General features: G+C 60.8%; 19 protein-coding genes. 5 read left to right on the forward strand and 14 right to left on the reverse strand.

Annotated features, from left to right (window positions below; all coding sequences use genetic code 11):
- The 3 genes from BLU15_RS38005 to BLU15_RS38015 form a co-directional block, all read left to right on the forward strand.
- Positions 1-1037 (forward strand): amidohydrolase family protein (locus BLU15_RS38005; protein ID WP_143034256.1); only part of this gene is annotated, 1037 nt, incomplete at its 5' end.
- A gap of 220 nt (positions 1038-1257) precedes the next feature.
- The gene (locus tag BLU15_RS38010) at positions 1258-1695 is read left to right on the forward strand and encodes a DoxX family protein (RefSeq protein WP_090302448.1); all 438 of its coding nucleotides are present in this window, start codon (positions 1258-1260) and stop codon (positions 1693-1695) included.
- A complete protein-coding gene (locus tag BLU15_RS38015) occupies positions 1692-3290 on the forward strand; it encodes an MFS transporter (protein WP_029742665.1) in 1599 nt (532 codons plus the stop codon). Before BLU15_RS38010 ends, BLU15_RS38015 begins: the two co-directional genes overlap by 4 nt.
- On the opposite strand, the gene BLU15_RS40530 is transcribed toward BLU15_RS38015, so the two are convergent.
- From BLU15_RS40530 to BLU15_RS38085, 14 genes are all read right to left on the reverse strand, one after another.
- Positions 3281-3631, reverse strand: a complete 351-nt coding sequence (locus BLU15_RS40530) for a hypothetical protein (protein ID WP_244546958.1) — start codon at positions 3629-3631, stop codon at positions 3281-3283. The two genes, BLU15_RS38015 and BLU15_RS40530, sit on opposite strands and share 10 nt — an antisense overlap.
- A 200-nt stretch (positions 3632-3831) precedes the next feature.
- A complete protein-coding gene (locus BLU15_RS38025) occupies positions 3832-4215 on the reverse strand; it encodes a RidA family protein (protein WP_090302450.1) in 384 nt (127 codons plus the stop codon).
- Between the two features lie 11 nt (positions 4216-4226).
- Entirely contained in the window at positions 4227-4613 is a 387-nt protein-coding gene (locus tag BLU15_RS38030) for a RidA family protein (protein ID WP_029742662.1), read from the reverse strand.
- Positions 4614-4639: 26 nt separating this feature from the next.
- A complete protein-coding gene (locus BLU15_RS38035) occupies positions 4640-6100 on the reverse strand; it encodes an NAD-dependent succinate-semialdehyde dehydrogenase (RefSeq protein WP_162741322.1) in 1461 nt (486 codons plus the stop codon).
- 14 nt (positions 6101-6114) lie between these two features.
- On the reverse strand, positions 6115-7500 hold the full coding sequence (locus tag BLU15_RS38040; protein WP_090302454.1) for an aspartate aminotransferase family protein: 1386 nt from the start codon (positions 7498-7500) through the stop codon (positions 6115-6117).
- 39 nt (positions 7501-7539) lie between these two features.
- Entirely contained in the window at positions 7540-8589 is a 1050-nt protein-coding gene (locus BLU15_RS38045) for an ABC transporter ATP-binding protein (protein WP_090302456.1), read from the reverse strand.
- Between the two features lie 15 nt (positions 8590-8604).
- Positions 8605-9435, reverse strand: a complete 831-nt coding sequence (locus BLU15_RS38050; protein WP_029742658.1) for an ABC transporter permease — start codon at positions 9433-9435, stop codon at positions 8605-8607.
- Entirely contained in the window at positions 9432-10283 is an 852-nt protein-coding gene (locus BLU15_RS38055; RefSeq protein WP_090302458.1) for an ABC transporter permease, read from the reverse strand. Before BLU15_RS38055 ends, BLU15_RS38050 begins: the two co-directional genes overlap by 4 nt.
- Positions 10284-10414: 131 nt before the next feature.
- Positions 10415-11488 carry an extracellular solute-binding protein gene (locus BLU15_RS38060; RefSeq protein ID WP_090302460.1) on the reverse strand — a complete coding sequence of 358 codons (1074 nt, stop codon included), beginning with the start codon at positions 11486-11488 and terminating at the stop codon, positions 10415-10417.
- Positions 11489-11592: 104 nt separating this feature from the next.
- Positions 11593-12564 carry a membrane dipeptidase gene (locus BLU15_RS38065; protein ID WP_090302462.1) on the reverse strand — a complete coding sequence of 324 codons (972 nt, stop codon included), beginning with the start codon at positions 12562-12564 and terminating at the stop codon, positions 11593-11595.
- An 11-nt stretch (positions 12565-12575) separates the two neighbouring features.
- A complete protein-coding gene (locus tag BLU15_RS38070; protein WP_034802081.1) occupies positions 12576-13292 on the reverse strand; it encodes a hypothetical protein in 717 nt (238 codons plus the stop codon).
- A complete protein-coding gene (locus BLU15_RS38075; RefSeq protein ID WP_090302463.1) occupies positions 13289-15025 on the reverse strand; it encodes a hypothetical protein in 1737 nt (578 codons plus the stop codon). Before BLU15_RS38075 ends, BLU15_RS38070 begins: the two co-directional genes overlap by 4 nt.
- The gene (locus tag BLU15_RS38080; protein ID WP_029742651.1) at positions 15026-15745 is read right to left on the reverse strand and encodes an IclR family transcriptional regulator; all 720 of its coding nucleotides are present in this window, start codon (positions 15743-15745) and stop codon (positions 15026-15028) included. It lies immediately after the preceding gene.
- A gap of 986 nt (positions 15746-16731) precedes the next feature.
- Positions 16732-17142: a hypothetical protein gene (locus tag BLU15_RS38085; protein ID WP_090302464.1), complete on the reverse strand. Its 411-nt coding sequence runs from the start codon at positions 17140-17142 to the stop codon at positions 16732-16734.
- A gap of 749 nt (positions 17143-17891) precedes the next feature.
- Here BLU15_RS38085 and BLU15_RS40760 point away from each other — a divergent pair.
- Both BLU15_RS40760 and BLU15_RS38095 read left to right on the forward strand, forming a co-directional pair.
- Entirely contained in the window at positions 17892-18077 is a 186-nt protein-coding gene (locus BLU15_RS40760) for an alpha-hydroxy-acid oxidizing protein (RefSeq protein ID WP_256386731.1), read from the forward strand.
- 122 nt (positions 18078-18199) lie between these two features.
- Positions 18200-18468: transposase (locus BLU15_RS38095; protein ID WP_143034363.1), on the forward strand; the 269-nt coding region annotated here is incomplete at its 3' end.

An 18468-nucleotide genomic window follows, 5' to 3' on the forward strand; every position in this document is an offset into this window, starting at 1 on the left:
TCAAGTACAAGCAGGGTAACGACTATTTCCGCCACAACGGTGCCGGCGAGATGCTGGTGTTTTCCGCCGCCGACTTCGAGGACTTCCGCGAGCCGCGCCCGGACATGCCGCCGGAGATGGAGGGCGAACTCGAAGAGGTCGTGCGCATTCTTGCGGAGAACCGCTGGCCCTGGCGACTGCATGCCACCTATGACGAGACGATCACCCGTGCGCTCGACGTCTTCGAGAAGGTCAACCAGGATATCCCGCTTGAGGGCATCAACTGGTTCTTCGACCATGCGGAGACGATCTCTGACCGCTCGATCGACCGGATCGCCGCCCTTGGCGGCGGCATCGCCGTGCAGCACCGCATGGCCTATCAGGGCGAGTACTTCGTCGAGCGCTACGGCCATGGTGTCGCTGAAGCGACGCCGCCGGTGGCCAAGATGCTGGCAAAGGGCGTCAACGTCTCCGCCGGCACCGATGCGACCCGCGTCGCATCCTACAACCCCTGGGTTTCGCTGTCGTGGATGGTGACCGGCAAGACTGTCGGCGGCCTGCAGCTCTACCCGCGCGCCAACTGCCTCGATCGCGAGACGGCGCTTCGGATGTGGACCGAGAAGGTGCAGTGGTTTTCAAACGAGGAAGGCAAGAAAGGCCGGATTGAGAAAGGGCAGTTCGCCGACCTCATCGTGCCGAACAAGGATTTTTTCAACTGCGCCGAGGACGAGATTTCCTTCCTCACGTCAGAGCTCACGATGGTCGGCGGCAAGATCGTCTATGCGGCCGGCGAATTTGCCTCTCACGACGAGAACAAGGTGCCGCCGGCAATGCCCGACTGGTCGCCGGTCCGCACCTTCGGCGGTTATGCCGCCTGGGGTGAGCCCGAGGGCGCCGGAAAGCGCTCGCTCCGGCGCACCGCGATCACGTCGTGCGGCTGCGCCAGCGATTGCGGCGTCCATGGCCACGATCATGCCGGCGCCTGGACGTCGAAACTGCCGATCGCCGACCTTAAGGGTTTCTTCGGCGCGCTTGGATGCTCCTGCTGGGCGGTGTGAAGGCACGCAAATCATGCATGAACACCAAAACGGGCAGCTCGGTCGCTGCCCGTTTTGGTGTTTGGCTGGAGCACATGCAATGCGCTTCTATTGTTGCGAAAAATGCAATTAAATAGCAAATATTGATGCAATTGTTGGTAGGGAACTTCCCGGTCAATATCGCTCTATCAGACGAACCACATAGCCGGTTTCAGAGACAGCGACGATCGCAGGAGCAAAAATGATCCATCACCCGACCTCTTCAATCCGTGGGCATTTTGCCGAAGTCATCGCGGCTCCCGCAATGCGGACCGCGGCGCTGCTTGCCCTTTGCGCCGCCTACATTCAGGGGCCGCTTGCCAAGATCTTCGACTTTGATGGCGCGATCGCCGAGATGGCGCATCTCGGTCTTCATCCGCCGGCGTTCTTCGCGGTTGCTGTCATCGGCTTTGAGCTTGCGGCTTCGGCCATGGTGGTATCAGGCATCCTGCGTTGGGCTGGCGCGCTGTCACTCGCGGGGTTCACTCTTCTTGCAACCTTCATTGCCCTTCGCTTCTGGGAAATGGCACCGGGCATGGATCGCACGATGGCCGGCAATGCCTTCTTCGAGCATCTCGGCCTCGCCGGCGCATTCGTCATTGTCGCCGCAATCGATCTGACAAAAGGAGATCGCAAATGAGCGACAAAAAATCTGTCGGCGGAAGCTTCGCTCCCCTGGCTCAACCGGTTTTCGCGGTCCTTTGGACGGCCACAGTCCTGGGCAATACCGGCAGCTTCATGCGTGACGTTGCCAGCTCGTGGCTCATGACTGACCTGTCCGCTTCAACTGCCGCAGTTGCGATGGTGCAGGCGGCGGGAACCTTGCCTATTTTCCTGCTCGCCATCCCGGCCGGTGTGCTCACCGACATCCTCGATCGGCGCAAGTTCCTGATTGCTGTTCAGATCTTGCTTGCCTCCGTCAGTATCAGTTTGATGGTTCTGGCGCAGACCGGAATGCTCTCCGTCAGCGCACTGATCGGTCTGACCTTCCTCGGCGGCATCGGTGCCGCACTGATGGGGCCGACCTGGCAGGCGATCGTTCCAGAACTGGTCAAGCGAGAAGACGTCAAAAGCGCCGTGGCGCTGAACTCACTCGGGATCAATATCGCACGATCGATCGGCCCCGCGGCAGGCGGACTTTTGCTTGCCGCGTTTGGCGCAGGCGTCACCTATGGTGCCGACGTGGCCAGCTACATCATCGTCATCGCCGCGCTTCTCTGGTGGCCACGGGCAAAAAGCGCCAACGATGCGTTGTCTGAAAACTTCTTTGGCGCATTCCGTGCCGGTCTCCGCTACACCCGCGCCAGTCGTCCACTGCATGTCGTCCTGCTGCGTGCCGCGATCTTTTTTGCCTTTGCGAGCGCGGTCTGGGCACTTTTGCCGCTGGTCGCCCGCCAACTCCTGGGTGGGGACGCAAGCTTCTACGGCATTCTGCTCGGCGCTGTCGGTGCCGGTGCGATCGCAGGAGCATTGGTCATGCCGAAGCTGCGTGACCGGCTGAGCGCCGATGGACTGTTGCTCGGGGCGGCCGTTGTCACCGCGATCGTCATGGCCGTACTTTCGCTTTCCCTCCCGAAGTGGGTTGCCATCATCGCCCTTCTGTTCCTCGGTGGCGCATGGATCACCGCGCTGACAACCCTCAATGGCGCAGCACAGGCCGTTCTCCCCAACTGGGTGCGTGGTCGCGGTCTCGCGGTCTACCTCACCGTTTTCAACGGGGCGATGACCGCCGGCAGCCTTGGCTGGGGTGCAGTTGGCGAAGCAGCGGGTATCCAGGGGACGCTGCTGATCGGCGCTGCCGGACTGCTTGCCGCCGGCTTCATCATGCACCGACTGAAGCTGCCAGCCGGCGATGTGGATTTGGTGCCTTCGAACCATTGGCCGGAACCGCTTGTTGCCGAACCTGTCGCTCATGACCGTGGTCCCGTCCTGATCCTGATCGAGTACCAGGTCGAAAAACATCACCGCCGCGCCTTCCTCCATGCGCTCGACACGCTCTCCCAGGAACGTCGCCGCGATGGTGCCTATGGCTGGGGCGTGACCGAAGACTCCGCCGACCCGGAAAAGATGGTTGAGTGGTTCATGGTGGAATCCTGGGCGGAACACCTTCGCCAGCATCAGCGGGTTTCCAACGCCGACGCAGACTTGCAGGGCAAGGTTCTGACCTATCACAAAGGCCCGGAGAAGCCAGTGGTTCGACACTTCCTGAGCATCAATCGGCCTGGTCAGGCCTGATGTGACGACATCGGGGAGGGGAGCGCAATGCTCCCCTCGTGTTCGTGGGGAACCGTTTGGTTCGGAGCGGCCGCCGCAAGACCCCTGCTCAAAAACCTCAGCCCACCTGTTCTGCGGCGCAACCGCACCGTCAAAGGTTTGAGCCGGCTTCCGTCGAGGGCATAGATCACGTCTAGCGCCTCTCGCACTGAGTTGCCGTAGGTGCCGCCTTGCGCCGCCCCGGCGCGGACCCTGAACTTGCCCTTCATGAATTCTGGCGTGTCGAATGACTTGGACGAACCGGTCACCCGAGCCGCCTCGTCTCCAATCTCCTTCTCGGTCGCCACCGGCACATCACGCATGAGCGCTCTGTGGTGGAAGCCAATCAACGGATGAAGAAGGAACGGAAGGCGGCGTTTCCACATACGTTCGTGGCATGTCTGTCATTGTTAAAAAGACTTGGTTAGGGACCAGGTCCCTTTTCTCGGTAGAGGCCGGTGCCGCCGGTTGCCGTCTTCTATCTCTTTTGGACAGACAGCGCCAAACAGGCGAGACACCATCGTCACGCCGAGGAGGAAAGGACAGCCGTTGCGAGTACCTCAAGGCGTATTCCGCTGGAGAGAAGATCGACTACGACGGTGGCACGAACCGGATAAGGTGCAGTAAAGAACTCCCGGTAAATCCTATTCATGCCGCCTGCATCCGACTTATCCGTGAGATAGGCCTGGATCTGCACAACATCGGCAAGTGTTCCGCCGGCCGCTTCGAGCGCCTGTTGGAGGTTCAGGAACACCTGGCGTGCCTGTGTCTCGATGTCACCGGTAATGGGTTCGCCCGTCGTCGGATTCTTTGCAATATGCGCGGATCGCACGATGCGGCCTGCCTTGACCGTAGCGCTCAAAGGCGCCTTTGACGAAGCGATACCGGTTTCGACTTTCTCAAACATGATCGGCCACTCTAAGCTCTGTTGCCGAGAACGGCGTGGGCAAGGATTTCGATGCGAAGGCCTTCGGCCAAAAGCTCCTTTACCACCACGGTCGCACGCACCGGATAGGGCTCCTTGAAGAACTCGGCGTAGACCTTGTTCATTCCTGGTGCGTCCGATCTTTCAGTGAGGAAAACCTGAACCTGCACGACATCGGCCAGCGTGCCGCCCGCAGCACGGATCGCGATGTCGAGATTTCCAAGCGTTCGGCGCGTCTGGGTTTCGATGTCACCTGTGACGAGGTCGCCATTCACCGGGTCTTCGGAAATATGGACCGACCAGACGAGATTGCCGGCGCGCACGACCTCGCTGACTGGCGCGTCTGAGGGGTCTGATCCGGTATCGATGGCTTCAAACATTTTGTTCTCCAAGAAAGTAAGGCTGCTCATTCGGGCCGCGCGTCGAAGCGGGTCACGAATTTCGTGTTGAGATAGCCGTCAAAGGTTTCAGTCCCACCTTCGCTACCATAGCCGCTGTCGTTGATGCCACCGAAAGGCGTTTCGGGTAGCGCCAGGCCGAAGTGATTGATGCTGACCATCCCGGCGGCAAGCGCTTTTGCGGCGTGCTGGGCTTGACTGCTGGAGGCGGTGAACACGTAGGACGCAAGGCCGAAAGGAAGGCTGTTGGCGCGCCGCATCACGTCGTCAAAACCAGAAAAAGGCGTGACGACCGCAATGGGTCCAAAGGGCTCCTCGTTCATCAGCCGCAACGCGTCGGAACCACCGGCAACCACCGTCGGCGCATAGAAAAAGCCGGCGTCGCCGATGCGACTGCCGCCGGTCACGATCTCCGCTCCCCGTTCGCGGGCATCCTGTACGAAGCCTTCCATAGCCGTGACCCGGCGGGCGTGGCAGAGCGGACCCATCTGCACTCCTTCGGCAAAGCCATAGCCAACCTTCGTGGCGGCCACCTTGTCGGCGAAGCGCGCTAGGAAACGGTCATACGCTCCTGTTTGAACGTAGAAGCGGGTCGGCGAAACGCAGACCTGTCCGGCATTGCGGACCTTTTGCGCGGCAAGCGCGTCGGCAGATGCTTCAACGTCGGCATCGTCGAAGACGATAGCCGGAGCGTGGCCGCCAAGCTCCATCGTGGAGCGCTTCATATGGCGGCCTGCGAGCGAAGCGAGCAGCTTGCCGACTTCGACGGACCCCGTGAACGAGATCTTCTTCACCTCGGGGGCCGAAAGCAGCGTTTCAGAAATATGTGAAGACGATCCCCAGACGATATTGAGGCAACCGTCCGGCAGACCCGCCTCCTGCATAAGCCGGCCGATCGCGACCGTGGAGGAGGGCGATTCCGCCGGCCCTTTGAGGATTATCGTGCAGCCGCTTGCCAAGGCTGCCACGACCTTGCGCAGTGCCTGGCTAAACGGGAAATTCCAAGGGGTAAATGCGATGCAGACGCCGACGGGTTCGCGCGTGACCGCCTGCTGTACACGTGGATCTCGCGAAGGGATAAGGCGACCATAGATGCGCCGCGCTTCCTCCGCATGCCAATCGGCATGGTCGGCGGCAAATCGGATCTCACCGATTGCCTCCGCCAGCGGCTTGCCCTGGTCCATCACCATGCTGCGGCCGATCTCATCGGCGTGCTTGCGGGCAAGATCGGCGAAACGCCGCAGGATCTGCCCGCGGTCGAGCGCTGAGCGTTCGCTCCAGCTTTCGAATGCGCGCTGCGCGGAGGCGACGGCGGCCGAGAGGTCGGCGTCGGAAGCGCAGGGCAAATAGCCGATGACCGCGCCACTGGCGGGATCGATGACCGCGTCCCGCCGCTCCGTCTCATAGGTCCAGCGGCCGTCAATCAGCATGCCAAGCTGCCCATAGGAATGCGGCCGGGTGGTCGACATGGCGATCTCCGGCATCACGCGATGTAGCCTTGGCTGCGCGCCCACGAAAGCGTGTCGTCGAGAGCAAGCTGCATGCGTGCCATGAGATCGTCGATCTGCTTCTCGTTGATGATCATGGCCGGGCACAGGCTCACCATGTCGCCAAGACCACGCGTGAGGACGCCGCGCTCGGTTGCGAACTTGCCGGCATGGTTGGCGACCTGCCAGGCAGGTGGGAAGTTCTCTTTCGTTACCTTGTCCTTGACGAATTCGAGGCCCGCGACAAGACCCACACCGCGGGCTTCACCGATCAGCGGATGTTCGCCAAGCTTTCGAATGCCCTCCTGAAAGCGCGGGCCGACGGCGCGGACGTGGGAGACGATGTCTACCTCCTGGTAGATAGTCAGGGCCTCCAGAGCCACGGCCGCGGCGACCGGATGACCACCATAAGTAAAGCCATGCGAGAATGTTCCGATCTTGCGGCTCTGGTCGAGGAGGACGTCAGAGATCGTCTCGTTGATCATCAGCGCGGAGATCGGCATGTAGGCGGCCGAAAGCTGCTTTGCGCAACTGATCATGTCCGGTTTCAGCCCGTAGGTTTCCGACCCGAACATGTTACCGGTACGCCCGAAACCACAGATAACTTCGTCGGCCACCAAAAGGATGTCGTACTTTTTCAGAACCGTCTGGAGCTTCTCGAAATAGGTCTTTGGCGGCGTGATCACTCCACCGGATACCATGACCGGTTCAGCGAAGAAGGCGGCCACCGTTTCCGGGCCTTCCTCAAGGATCATCTGTTCGAGGTTGCCGACTAGCCTGGTTGCGAAGTCTTCCTCGCTCTCTCCGGGTTCAGCAAACCGCCAGTAATGCGGGCAGTCCGTGTGCAGAATATTGGCGATCGGCAGATCGAAGTCGCGATGGTTGAACGGAAGGCCGGTGAGGCTTGCGGTCGCGACCGTCACACCGTGATAGGCCTTGCGGCGCGAAATGATCTTCTTCTTCTCAGGCCGTCCGACCGCGTTGTTGTAGTACCAGACAAGCTTGATCGCTGTGTCGTTCGCCTCGGAACCGGAACCGGCAAGGAAGACCTTCGACATGGGTACCGGCGCCATTTCGAGCAGCTTCTCTGCAAGGCGGATACCCGGTTCCGTCGATTTGTGGGCGAAGGAATGATAGAAGGGCATTGTCTTTAACTGGCGCGTCGCCGCTTCCACCAATCGCGGTTCACTGAAGCCGAGCCCGGCGCAGAAGAGGCCGGCAAGACCTTCGATGTAACGCTTTCCCTGATCATCGACGACGTAGATCCCTTCGCCACCGGTAATGACATGCGGCCCCACCTCCTGGTGAACCGCAAGGTTGGTGTAGGGATGGATAAGGCTTTGCCGATCCAGGGCGTGAAGGGAGTTGGGACGGTCGTTCATGGCAGGCTCCAGGCTATGCTTGATTGCGCTTTGCGATTGTCAGGCGATGACGTGCACATCTTCGCTGCGCCAGGTGACGTGGCACTCGGAAGCACCGTCAAGCCTTCGTGCATCGACGCCGGGCACGCGCATGCGGATCGCTTGCGCGCCGAGTTTGCCGATGACCAGCAGGTTGTCACCATAGTTGATAGTGCTGTCGATCTTCATCGCCTGACGGCTTGGATCCGCCCCGTCGGCGAGGCGGATCATCTCCGGGCGCAACAGCAATTCGGCTTTGCTGTTGCGGTCACTGCCTGCGGCTTTGGTGTCGACGACGCCGACTGGCGTCTCGTAGCGGCCATCGCCAAGCGAGGAAGCGGCGAGGATGTTGCTGTCGCCGATGAAGGAGGCGACGAAGCGGGTCTTCGGCGCGAAGTAGATCTCGTTTGGGGTGCCGACCTGTTCGATGCGCCCCTCGTTGAAGACGGCGATCCGGTCCGACATTGTCATGGCTTCCGACTGGTCGTGGGTGACGTAGACCATGGTGACGCCGAGGTCGCGGTGGATGCGCTTCAACTCCACCTGCATGTGCTCGCGAAGCGCCTTGTCGAGCGCGCCGAGCGGTTCGTCGAGCAGAATGATATCGGGCTCAAAGACGAGTGCGCGGGCAAGGGCCACACGCTGTTGCTGTCCGCCGGATAGTTCCGAGGGAATGCGCTTCTCGAAGCCCTGGAGGCCGACCTTCGCCAGTGCCTCCCGCGACCGCCGTTCTTTCTCGGCCTTTTCCACGCCGCGCATGCGCAGGGGAAAGGCGACGTTGTCGGCGATCGTCATGTGCGGGAAGAGGGCGTAGTTCTGGAAGACCATGCCGATATTGCGCTTGTGCGGCGGCAGCTTGTCGATGGCGCGTTCGCCGAGGCCGATTTCTCCGCTCGTCGGATGCTGGAAGCCGGCAATCATCATCAGCGTCGTGGTCTTGCCGGAGCCGGAGGGGCCAAGGAAGGAGACGAACTCGCCAGCCTTGATGTCGAGCGACACGTTGTCGGCCGCCATATGCTTGCCGTCGTAGCTCTTGTTGACGTTGCGGAGTGTGAGAGAACGGGCGTTCATGGCTGTGCTCCTTGATCAGGATGCCGCCGCAGCGGTGTTGGTGGCGCCGTTTTCGAGCGGCTGACGTGTGGTCCCGGACCGGCGACGCACAAATTGCGGCGCAAGCCAGACGCAGACGCCAGCCAGAACGAGGAGAAACAGGAAAGAGGATGCTGCCGAGATGGTCGGGTCTGCCTCCTGGCGGACGGCGTTGAACATCTGGCGCGGCAAGGTCGCCCTGTCGCGGCCGGAGATAAACAGCGCAATCACCGCTTCGTCGAAGGAAGCGATAAAGGCAAAGAGGCCGGCTACGGTGAAGGCGGGACGCAGGATCGGGAAGGTGACCAACCGGAATGTCGTGAAGGGCGACGCGCCAAGGTTCATGGCAGCCCGCTCGACGGACCGGTCGAACCCTTTGAGTGCCGCCGTCAGGATCAGGGTCGCCATCGGCATGGCGATGCAGCTATGGGCGAGGATGACGCCAAGGTAACTCTGCACGAGGCGAAGTTGACCGAAGTACATGTAGTAGCCGAGCGCCATGACGATAGTCGGCACGATCATAGGCAGCATGATCAGGAGATTGAACAATTCACGGCCGAGGAAGATATGCCGCACCAGTGCGAAGGACGCGGGGATGGCAAGGCAGAGCGTCACCAGTACCGTTCCAAGACCGATGATGACGCTGTTGATGAGCGGCTCAGTCCAGTTGGGGTCCGAGAAGAAGTTGATGTAGTTGGCAAGCGTGTAGCCGGGCGGCGGGAAGGTCAGCGACGCAGCCGAGCTGAACGACATCGGGATGACGATGAACATCGGTGCAGCGACAAAAAAGGCGATGAGGAGCGCAAGCGCGCGAACGAAGGGGTTCATCGGCCACCTCCTGCCCATAGCCGGTCAAGTCCGAAGAAGCGGTTGTAGAGCGCGTAAACTGCGAGCGTCAGGCCGAGCAACACGATCGAGATTGCCGAGCCAAGCCCGAAGTCGAGTGTCTGTTCGATCTGGTCGCCGATGATACCTGCGATCATCTGGTCGCGCGGACTGCCGAGCAGCACGGGCATCACGTAGAAGCCGAGGCAGGAGATGAAGACGAGCGTGCAACCGTTGACGATGCCCGGTGCCGAAAGCGGCAGATAGACTGCGAGGAAGGCACGACGCGGGCTCGCGCCGAGGCTTTCCGCAGCGCGAACATAGAGAGGATCGATGCGCTTCATGACCGAGAACAGCGACATGGTCATGAAAGGAATGAGCGCATGGGACATGGCAAGCGTTGCGCTGAAGGTGGTGAAGAGTAGCTTCGGCGCAGGATCGAAGCCGAGCCAGGTAAGGAGTGCCGTGACCGGCCCCTGATTGCCGAGAATGACCATCCAGGCATAGGTGCGCACGAGATAGCTCGTCCAGAAAGAAAGGGCGACCACGGTCAGGAGAAAGGTGGCGAAGCGTTTGGATCCGTTGGCCGCAGCATAGGCGAGCGGATAGGCGAAGAGGAGCGCAAGAGCGGTGACCAGGAAGGCGGTCCTGAACGTCTGATAGAGCACGGACGCAAACAGGCTCGAATGCAGAAGCCGCCCGAAGTTCTGCAGGCCGACCACCGGCTGCGAGATGCTCATCCAGCCCACATAGGCAAGCGGCACCAGGAAGAATACCGCAAGGAAGACCGCTGCCGGGGCCATCAGCGGTATCGGCCCCTCCGCAATGGGCGAAAACGATCTCTGTTTCATGTCAATGCTCCCTCAGTACCCTGATCGGTAAACCTCGATCTTCATGCCCGTGGCGTCGGGACGCCCCCGTGGCAATGCACCTGTCTTAAGATCCTCCCGGTTCCGTTTCTCACGGAACCGGGAGGCTTGCATCAAAGGCCGACCCAGCTTTCGAACCGGCTGCTCAGCTCGTCGATCTGCGCCGTCAGCTTGGCGCCATCGAGCATGACGGCGCGGGCGAGGTGATCGGGATAGGTCGGCATGGTCTTGGCCACCTCAGGTGGAATGAAATCGAACGATTTCGGGTTCATCGGGCCATTCTGGTCGGCGATGCAGAACTTCGCGAGCCCTTCTGCATTCTGGCCGATATGGCTGATCAGCTTGAAGCCGTTTTCGGCACGCGGGCTATCCTTGGCGACGATCCAGCATGCCTGGTCGACAATCGCCTGATCCCAGACGATCTCGATCGGCTCCTTGGAAGCCTTCTTGGCGCCGGCGGCATCGCTGTCCCAAAGGCCGGCCATGTCGACCTCGCCGTCGGTCAGGATCTGGCGGGCCTGCGGGCCTGCTGTCCACCAGACACGCACGTTGTCCTTGACCTTGTCGAGCGAGGCGAAGGCACGGTCGAGATCATAAGGGAACAGTTGGTCCGGGGAAACGCCGTCGGCGAGCAGGGCGATGGCGAGTACGCGGGCGGCGTGGCGCTGCAGGCTGCGGTTGCCCGGGAATTTCTCGACGTTGAAGAAGTCGGCCCAGTTCTTCAGACCATCCGGGTACTTCGTCTTGTTGAACGCGAGCTGCGTGGCAAATCCGTGGGTCGACAGGCCGTTTTCATAGATGGCGCCCTGCCAAAGTTTGGACGCATCGACATGGTCTCCGAGCGTTTCCAAGAGGCCGGCTGCATTCGCACGAGCGACGTCGGCGACGCCCAGCGTCGTGACGTCAAACTCAAAGACGCCGGTCGTCTTCTGCGCGGCGAGCTTGGCAAACGAGATCGGCGAGACTGTGCGGATCTCGATGCCGGTGTCGGCCGTGAACGGATCGAAGAGGAACTTCTTAACGGAAGCTTCCCAGTCGCCGCCCCAGGTGTTGACATAAAGTACATTGTCCGCAGCACTTGCGCGGCGCACGAGGGGTGAGGCAAGGATGGCGGCCCCAAAAAGACCAGCACCGAGCACTGCGCGTCGCGACACCGGTATTGCCGATGCTTTCTTGAACGTGTCCATTCGTTGTTCTCCTTAGTCGAACGGTCGTTGATTGCTGTTCCCCGTGGCCGCTCGCGAGCCTGGCGGCGGCCCTTCTTTCGTTGGAAATTCGTTTCCGTAACCGGTCAGTCGGCGCGGAAGACCTCGCCGTAAAGACGCAGCCAGTTGTCTCTGAGGATCTTGTTCGCCTCTTCCTGATTGAAACCGACCCGAAGGAGCGCCGGCGCCACGTCCTGAAGGTTTTCCGGTTTGAGTAGCCATTCCGGCTTCGGCACCGCACCAGGCGTTGCCGCCGAACCCGCGCCGTACTGAACGGATCGTGTCCAGCGGCCCTTTCGCATCCAGTCGTAGTCACGCTGGGTGTGGTTGTGGGAAATGTCGGTGCCGATGCCGACGTGGTCGATGCCGGCGATATCGACCGTGCGGGCCACCATCTCGCACCAGCCGTCGACCGTGGCGCAGGCGCTGTCGGGCGTGATGTTGCGGTAGGCAACGCAGCCGATCACACCACCGCGTGCGGCAAGCGCCTTGATTACGCGGTCGGACTTGTTGCGCTTGTGCTCAAAGAGCGAGGCGGCGTTGGCATGAGTGATGGCCACGGGCTTTTGCGACCATTCGATCGCGTCCAGCGTCGTCTTGTCGCCGACATGCGACAGATCGACCAGTATGCCGACCCGGTTCATTTCGCGCACGACGTCCCGGCCGAACCGGGCCAGGCCGCTGTCATTTTCCTCGTAGCAGGACCCACCGAGTTCGTTCTGGTTGTTGTAGGTGAGCTGGACAACGCGCACACCAAGTTCGGCAAAGAACTCCACATAGGCGATGCGGTCTTCGAAGAGATTGGAGTTCTGATAGCCGAGCACAACAGCGAGCTTTCCTTCCTGCTCGGCGCGCTCGATATCGGCGGCGGTGCGGGCGATCAGGATGATGTCGGCGTTCTCACGCTCCATGTCGCGCCAGCGGGCAAGGGAATCGAGCGATTCCATTGTCCCCTCCCAGAAGCCGAGCGTCGGGGTGACGGCGCTGTAGCCGCCGCGTTTCAGGGCCTGGAAGGACGAGCGGTCAAAGTGGCCGCATTGCAGAGCATCGATGATCATGGTTATTCCATTCAGTGTTTGCCGGAAGCAGCGCTCTTGGGCGCGTCGGCCAGAAGCAGGGAAAAATCGGTCTCGTCTTCGTCCTGGCGGCCGATGACCTTGCCGTCGGCCTCGACGATGATCGGGCCGGCATGGCGACGCGAAAGATAGCTGTCGGGCGCAAGGGCTTCCGCCGAGCGATGGTAGAGTTCCCACCAAGTCGCGGCGTCGACGGCAACGCCATTGCGGCGGATCTTGTCGAGAAGGGCGATTTCATCGGGATCAGGCGCTTGTGTGACGGCGATAGCCGCGCGGTCGACGTCGACGGCGACTGTTGCCTTCAGGCTGAAGCGCTGCGCCAGTGCCTCGATGACTTTGAGTTCGCCGATGTCTTTGGCGTTACGCACGGTGACAACGCCGCTGCCGCCTGTCTTCATGTTTTCGACCGCGAGCTCGAGCGCGGCATCGGCGGCGAGCCAGGCATGCTGGCCGCCACAGTCGATGACGGGGTCGCCCGATACGTCGAGTGACAGGGCCTTTGGGGTGGCCTTGCTGATCGTCTCGAGCGTTGCGGTCAGACGCGAAAAGCCGCCAAGACCGAGGGCCGCAGAGTAGACGGCACAATCCCTAAGGGCCGGGACGAGGCCGCTTTCGATGCGAGTGACCTGGAGGAGACGCTCGAACACCATGCGCATCTCGCGCAGGCTCACAGTCATCGAGTTCGAAAGGTTGGACTGGCAGGTGCTCACAGGCTTGGCTCCGCAGGATAAAACCACAGCGCGTCGGCGTTTCCAGAAGCAATGTCTTCGGGAAGAGGCGCGCCATGAAACAGGACGCCGCGCAGGTTGCGGTCGAGGAAGTCGCGTGTCTTGTCGATGCCGTGAATGCCGACATTGAGAAGGCGGGTGATATGGGCTGGCGTAAACGAGCCGCTCATGATGTCGGCGTGCGGCGAATGCAGGCTGGTGCCGGCAAGCGCCTGGACGCGGGTGACGATGGCGCGGTGCTGCGGATGGGCGAACAAGAAGCGCGCCGTGCTGAGGTTGGGGTCAACCGCAGAAAGGTCGCGGTCCAGCGCCACCACGAGACGTGGCAGGTCGAGGCCGAGATTGACGACATCGTGACCGACCTCCGTTGCAAGGCCGCGACGCGGTTCTTCCGCGGTCACTGACTTGTACCAGACGTAGCGCTCGCCGGCCGGCACCTCGAGTTTAAGATTGAACGCCCATGCATAGTCATTGCGAACCAGGTCGCGCAGCCGGTGGACCGGCATCTCCGGGCGCCCCGTCAATTCCTCATCGATGACCAGGCCCCCGACCAGGGCGTCGGCTTCATCGGGCACGAGTTCGATCAGCAGCGAATGAAGGGTTTCCATCGCCTCCGCGTGCACGCGGCCCTCAAGCGAGGCCGCAAGCTCTGCGAAGGGCTCTGCCTCGAAGCGGTTGCCCGCCTGCCAGCGTTGCAGAAGGTCGGCGACAGCGCGCCGGATGGTCTGCAGCTCTTCAGCAAGCACATCGGAGCGCGTGAAGTTCTCGTAGGCCGCACGGTCCTGGCTGCGGAAAGTGATCGCCTTGTCGACGAGGGCAAGCAGCTTGGCAATCTCAGAACCAGAGTCATCAGGAAGAACCGCCTTGGCTCGCGCAATGGCCTCTTCGCGAATAAAGAGCCAGCGTTCGATCAGCCGCGGGTGGTTGTTGACGAAGAGCATCAGGCCGAGAGCCGAGCCGTTGCCGACGCCGAGGAAGCGGCGAAGATCCTTGGCCATGTCGGGTGCCTGCGGCGAGCCGAGGCGGACAAGATGCTGCAGCAGGTCCTGGGCAAAGACGCGCATCATGTAGGCGCACAGCATTTGCGCGGCGAGCGACCAGCGCAGGGGGTGATCTTTTTCAAAGGCAAGGAATGTCTTGGTTCCAAACGTGCCGTTGCCGTCGAGACCGGTGTTGCGCATGAGGTAGCAGGTCTGCGCCAGCTCAGCGACGTCCGGCTGCCTTCCTGACGCAAGCGCCTGGCGTGCACTCTCGAAGAAGCGACCGCTTCGGTTGGAGCGGCACCAAATGAGCGTGCCGGCTGTGGCGCGTCCCTCATAGAGCTTGGGAAGTTCAGCGCGCGTCGTCTCGAAATCGGCCCGGCTCATATCGCCTTCGACCAGCGCGCCCATCATGTCCCAGGCCCGGCCAATGATGCGGCCGGTGCGGCCGTGGGGTGAGGGCTCAAAGGAATAGACGGGAAAGCTGAAGCGCCATGCGCCAATATCGATGCGGTATTCAGCGACACCGTTGCCCTTCTGATCGATCTCGAAGCGCTTGCACTGGATTTGCCAGCGATCGCGGATTGCCTGGCTGAGCAATGCGCGAGATGCGCTGACACGCGACGGCTGGATCGCGGCCAGGCGTTCGGGCGCCATCATTTCTCCGGCTGAACGCATTAGCCGCGCGATGCGGTGGGTGTCCGATTCCGGAGCAGGTCTTCTAAGGGCAGTCATTTATTGGTCTCCTCGCATGCGCCCAGAGCTCGCCGCCGCTGCCGCGACGACGATCCCAGCGCATTTTTCAGTGTCAAAACCTTGGAACGGGCCCGAAAGGGCCAGTGCTCCAATGCACTCGCCCTGCGCATCCAGGATCGGGGCGGCCACAGCCGAGACAGTGCGCGGGCCCTCGACTTCGGAAATTGCGTATCCCTGCTGGCGAACCAGCGTCATCATCTCGTCATCGGGCAGGCTCACGCCCTGCACCCGAAGGCGCTCGATGATTTCCGGGCGTGCATGCGAAGCGAGGACGCGGCCAAATGCCGTGCGATCGAGTCTCAGATGCGCACCAACCTTGAGGTCGGCCCGAAGAACACCGCGCGATTCCACCCGGCGAACGATGACCGCATCCTTGCCATCGAGGACAGCAAGCGAAGCCGTTTCACCGCTCTGCGTCACCATTTCCTCGAGAACCCCCGCAAAGCGCGCGCCGAGATTGGACTGCTCCAACGCCATCGCTGCGTGACTGACGACCCGCAGTGTCAGCCGGTAGCGACCGTCCTGCGTCTGCTCGATCCAGCCCGCTTCGACCAGCGTGACGAGGCGCTGGTGGGCAGCGCCTCGGGCTTCTCCGAGCTGCTTGGCGACCTCGGCCAGCCGCATCGGTTCCGCGGCGGCCGCGACACAGTCGAATGCAGCAAGTGTCTTCAGCACGGATGAAAGGGGGCGGACTGCCATTCGAAATTTCTTCCTTTTTCCTATTGTCCAACATTAGAAGACGTTGTATATTTATGTTGGACGACATGTTGATAACTGTCAACGTGGGAATCGTGTGGCTGGGTGAAAAAATATCTGCGCCCGAGCGCGCTCGCGGCTGACCAGGCGCTAACAGTTTGAATGTGGCTACATCTTCGGCGAACCCACGCAATGCACCGCTCGTTGCTGGGCCGGGAATTGGGGCTGGCTTGTAGGCGGACCACTTCTCATAGACATCTGGACCGGTACCCACATTGGCAAGGCAAAGGCCACCCGAACCACCAGGTAAACTTCTGCGGCCGGTTGCGCCGCTTCCGCTGGAGCGAACTCAAAACTGGCTAGGACATTGGGGCAAGGTCAATCGTCGATGATCGGTCGTGAGTGCCGGGTGCCGGCGGCATTTGGGGTGCGCCTTTTGACGCGATCACAAACGGCTCCGTGATGAAAAGGGATCCACCGCAAAGTAGAAGGGATCGACGTCCCCTCAGCAGTTCTATTGAGCAGCGGCCCAGCTCGAACTGCGGACAGAAGCAAGCTCGGCGAGGGATCGGCCTATAGGGACTGACGCAAAACCTTCGTCAGGGACGTCGGCCCCCTATGGATGATTAAGCCTCCGCGACGGGCGGAGGCTTAATCAAGGTGCGCGTTCGATAAATGGAGGAATTGCGCGGCAATAAGACCAGCACGAATCTCATTTTTAACGTGTGCTTTGTGGTTGCGCAATTACAGGTATATTGTTGCAAGTGGGGTGCTCAAAAGCAATGGATTTTTAGGGGGCCTGGCTAAGCAATTCGAGTTACGCAGCAACCTCAGGGCTATTGCAAGATTTCACGATCGGCCAGCCGTCGTCCAGCGGAGGCGGCATCATCGGTGAACTCCCGGGGGATGGAGAGGGCCTCTGACTTCGGCAACATACACCTCGTGGCCGAAGTGTGGATCCTGGCTCAGGTCCTGACCGTCAAACCGATCTATGAATTCTTCAAGGTCGGTCTGATGCGAGAAGCCCATCGCAACGGCAGACATGTTTCGATTTCGCCGCCTTGATCCTCATAAGTCGCGCTTACTTCGAGGACACCTAGCCGATCGAAGTTTGCTGGCATGTGAAATGAAAGCCAAACTAGATATTCTAGCGGATAGCCGGGATTCCCTGCATATGTAGCGACATAGGGATAAGCCAAACGAAATCGTTCGGCCAACGCTTCGCCATCGGAGGCAAAGACGAGAAGATCGCTTTCCTCGTCGACGTCGTGAAGTTCGATCGTCAGATCGTGTTTGCGCAAAGCGACGTACGCGCCAAGTCGGTCAGATGGTAAGGATGTGAATATGATGTCGCGCCATTTTTGAACGGCTTCATCGAGATCGGTGCGGATCAAAAACATGAAGCATCCTCAGCAAAGCCATCCCATGATCAAGAGCTTGGAGCCGTGCATAGTACAATTCCAGCCAGTAGATATTAGTTAGATCTAAACTTCAAGCTTGGCAGGTGTTTCCAGAGTGTGGACATTCAACAGTCGCTAGCGAGGTCGTGAATCGTATAAAACGTTACAGAAGATCGGATAATCGATCGACCGGAACGCCGCGCGACTATCCGCGCAAACCGTTTGCAATGCGCGGAGATCGGAAGCGGACACCCAGGCCGGGAAATCGTCGCCATTCCGCAATTCAGCGGAGCGGCTTGCCGGCGGTGGTCCCAGTCCCAATCCCCCTCGGCTGGCCGGCGCTGTGCTGTGCTGCGGCGACCCTTTTGACCGGTCAAGCCGCGCGCGAACTGGTTCTGGCCGCGCGGCGCGGAGGACGCCTGGCGCTAAATCTGGGGGGAGCTACGCAATCCCGCGTTCGCCCATAAATCAGCCGCTGCGTTTGATCGAGCGACATCCGTCATCGAGTACGCCCGAATTCCCCGCTGAAACTGACTAGGTGTTGGTGAAGCCGGTCGATGACCGCTGCTCGAGGACTGGCCCGGCGCTCTATAAGGCAGATCTGGCGGTAGATTGGCGGCTCGCCAAAGGGCACCGCAACCACCTCGCCGCCGGCTTCTTTTAAGGCGCTCCAGGGCGCGATTGAAAACTCCGAGTCCATTGACCACGCAGGCGTCGACCGCTGTGATCGTGTCGATCTCGGCAATGACATTCGTGACGATCCTTTTGTCGGGCGGCCCTTCCTCTACGCAGCGGTTGTCGCCGGCAGTCCAGCTATCCGTAAAGCTATCGACATCCTAAAATCGGAAATCCATCAGGACATGGCGCTCCTCGGAGTCGTGGCGATAGATGACATCGATGGCTGTTTTGTCGTTCGCCGTGATCGCCTCGCGTGACGGTTAACGCGTGATTGCAGTAAGCGCTGTAGGTGGCGGTCGGGGTCTTGCCTGAATTAGCCCCCGAAAGGCCCGGACATGCTCCCCCACTTAGCTAAGTGGGTAGGAGTAATGTTGGTAATATGACTAGCAGCAATTTTAAGATGGAAGTCCTTTCGGGTCCGGAACGGCGACGGCGCTGGAGCACGGCGGAGAAGCTGGCCATCATTCAAGAGACCTACGAGGCGGACGCGACGGTGAGCATCGTTGCCCGGCGGCACGGCATTCAGCCGAACCAGTTGTTCGCATGGCGAAAGCTGGCGTCCCAAGGGGCACTGACGGCGACGGCCGCCGAAGAGGAGGTCGTTCCGGCTTCCGAATACCGGGCGCTTCAGGCCCAGGTGAAGGAGTT

The organism is Ensifer sp. YR511, assembly GCF_900103045.1.
GTDB lineage: Bacteria > Pseudomonadota > Alphaproteobacteria > Rhizobiales > Rhizobiaceae > Ensifer > Ensifer adhaerens.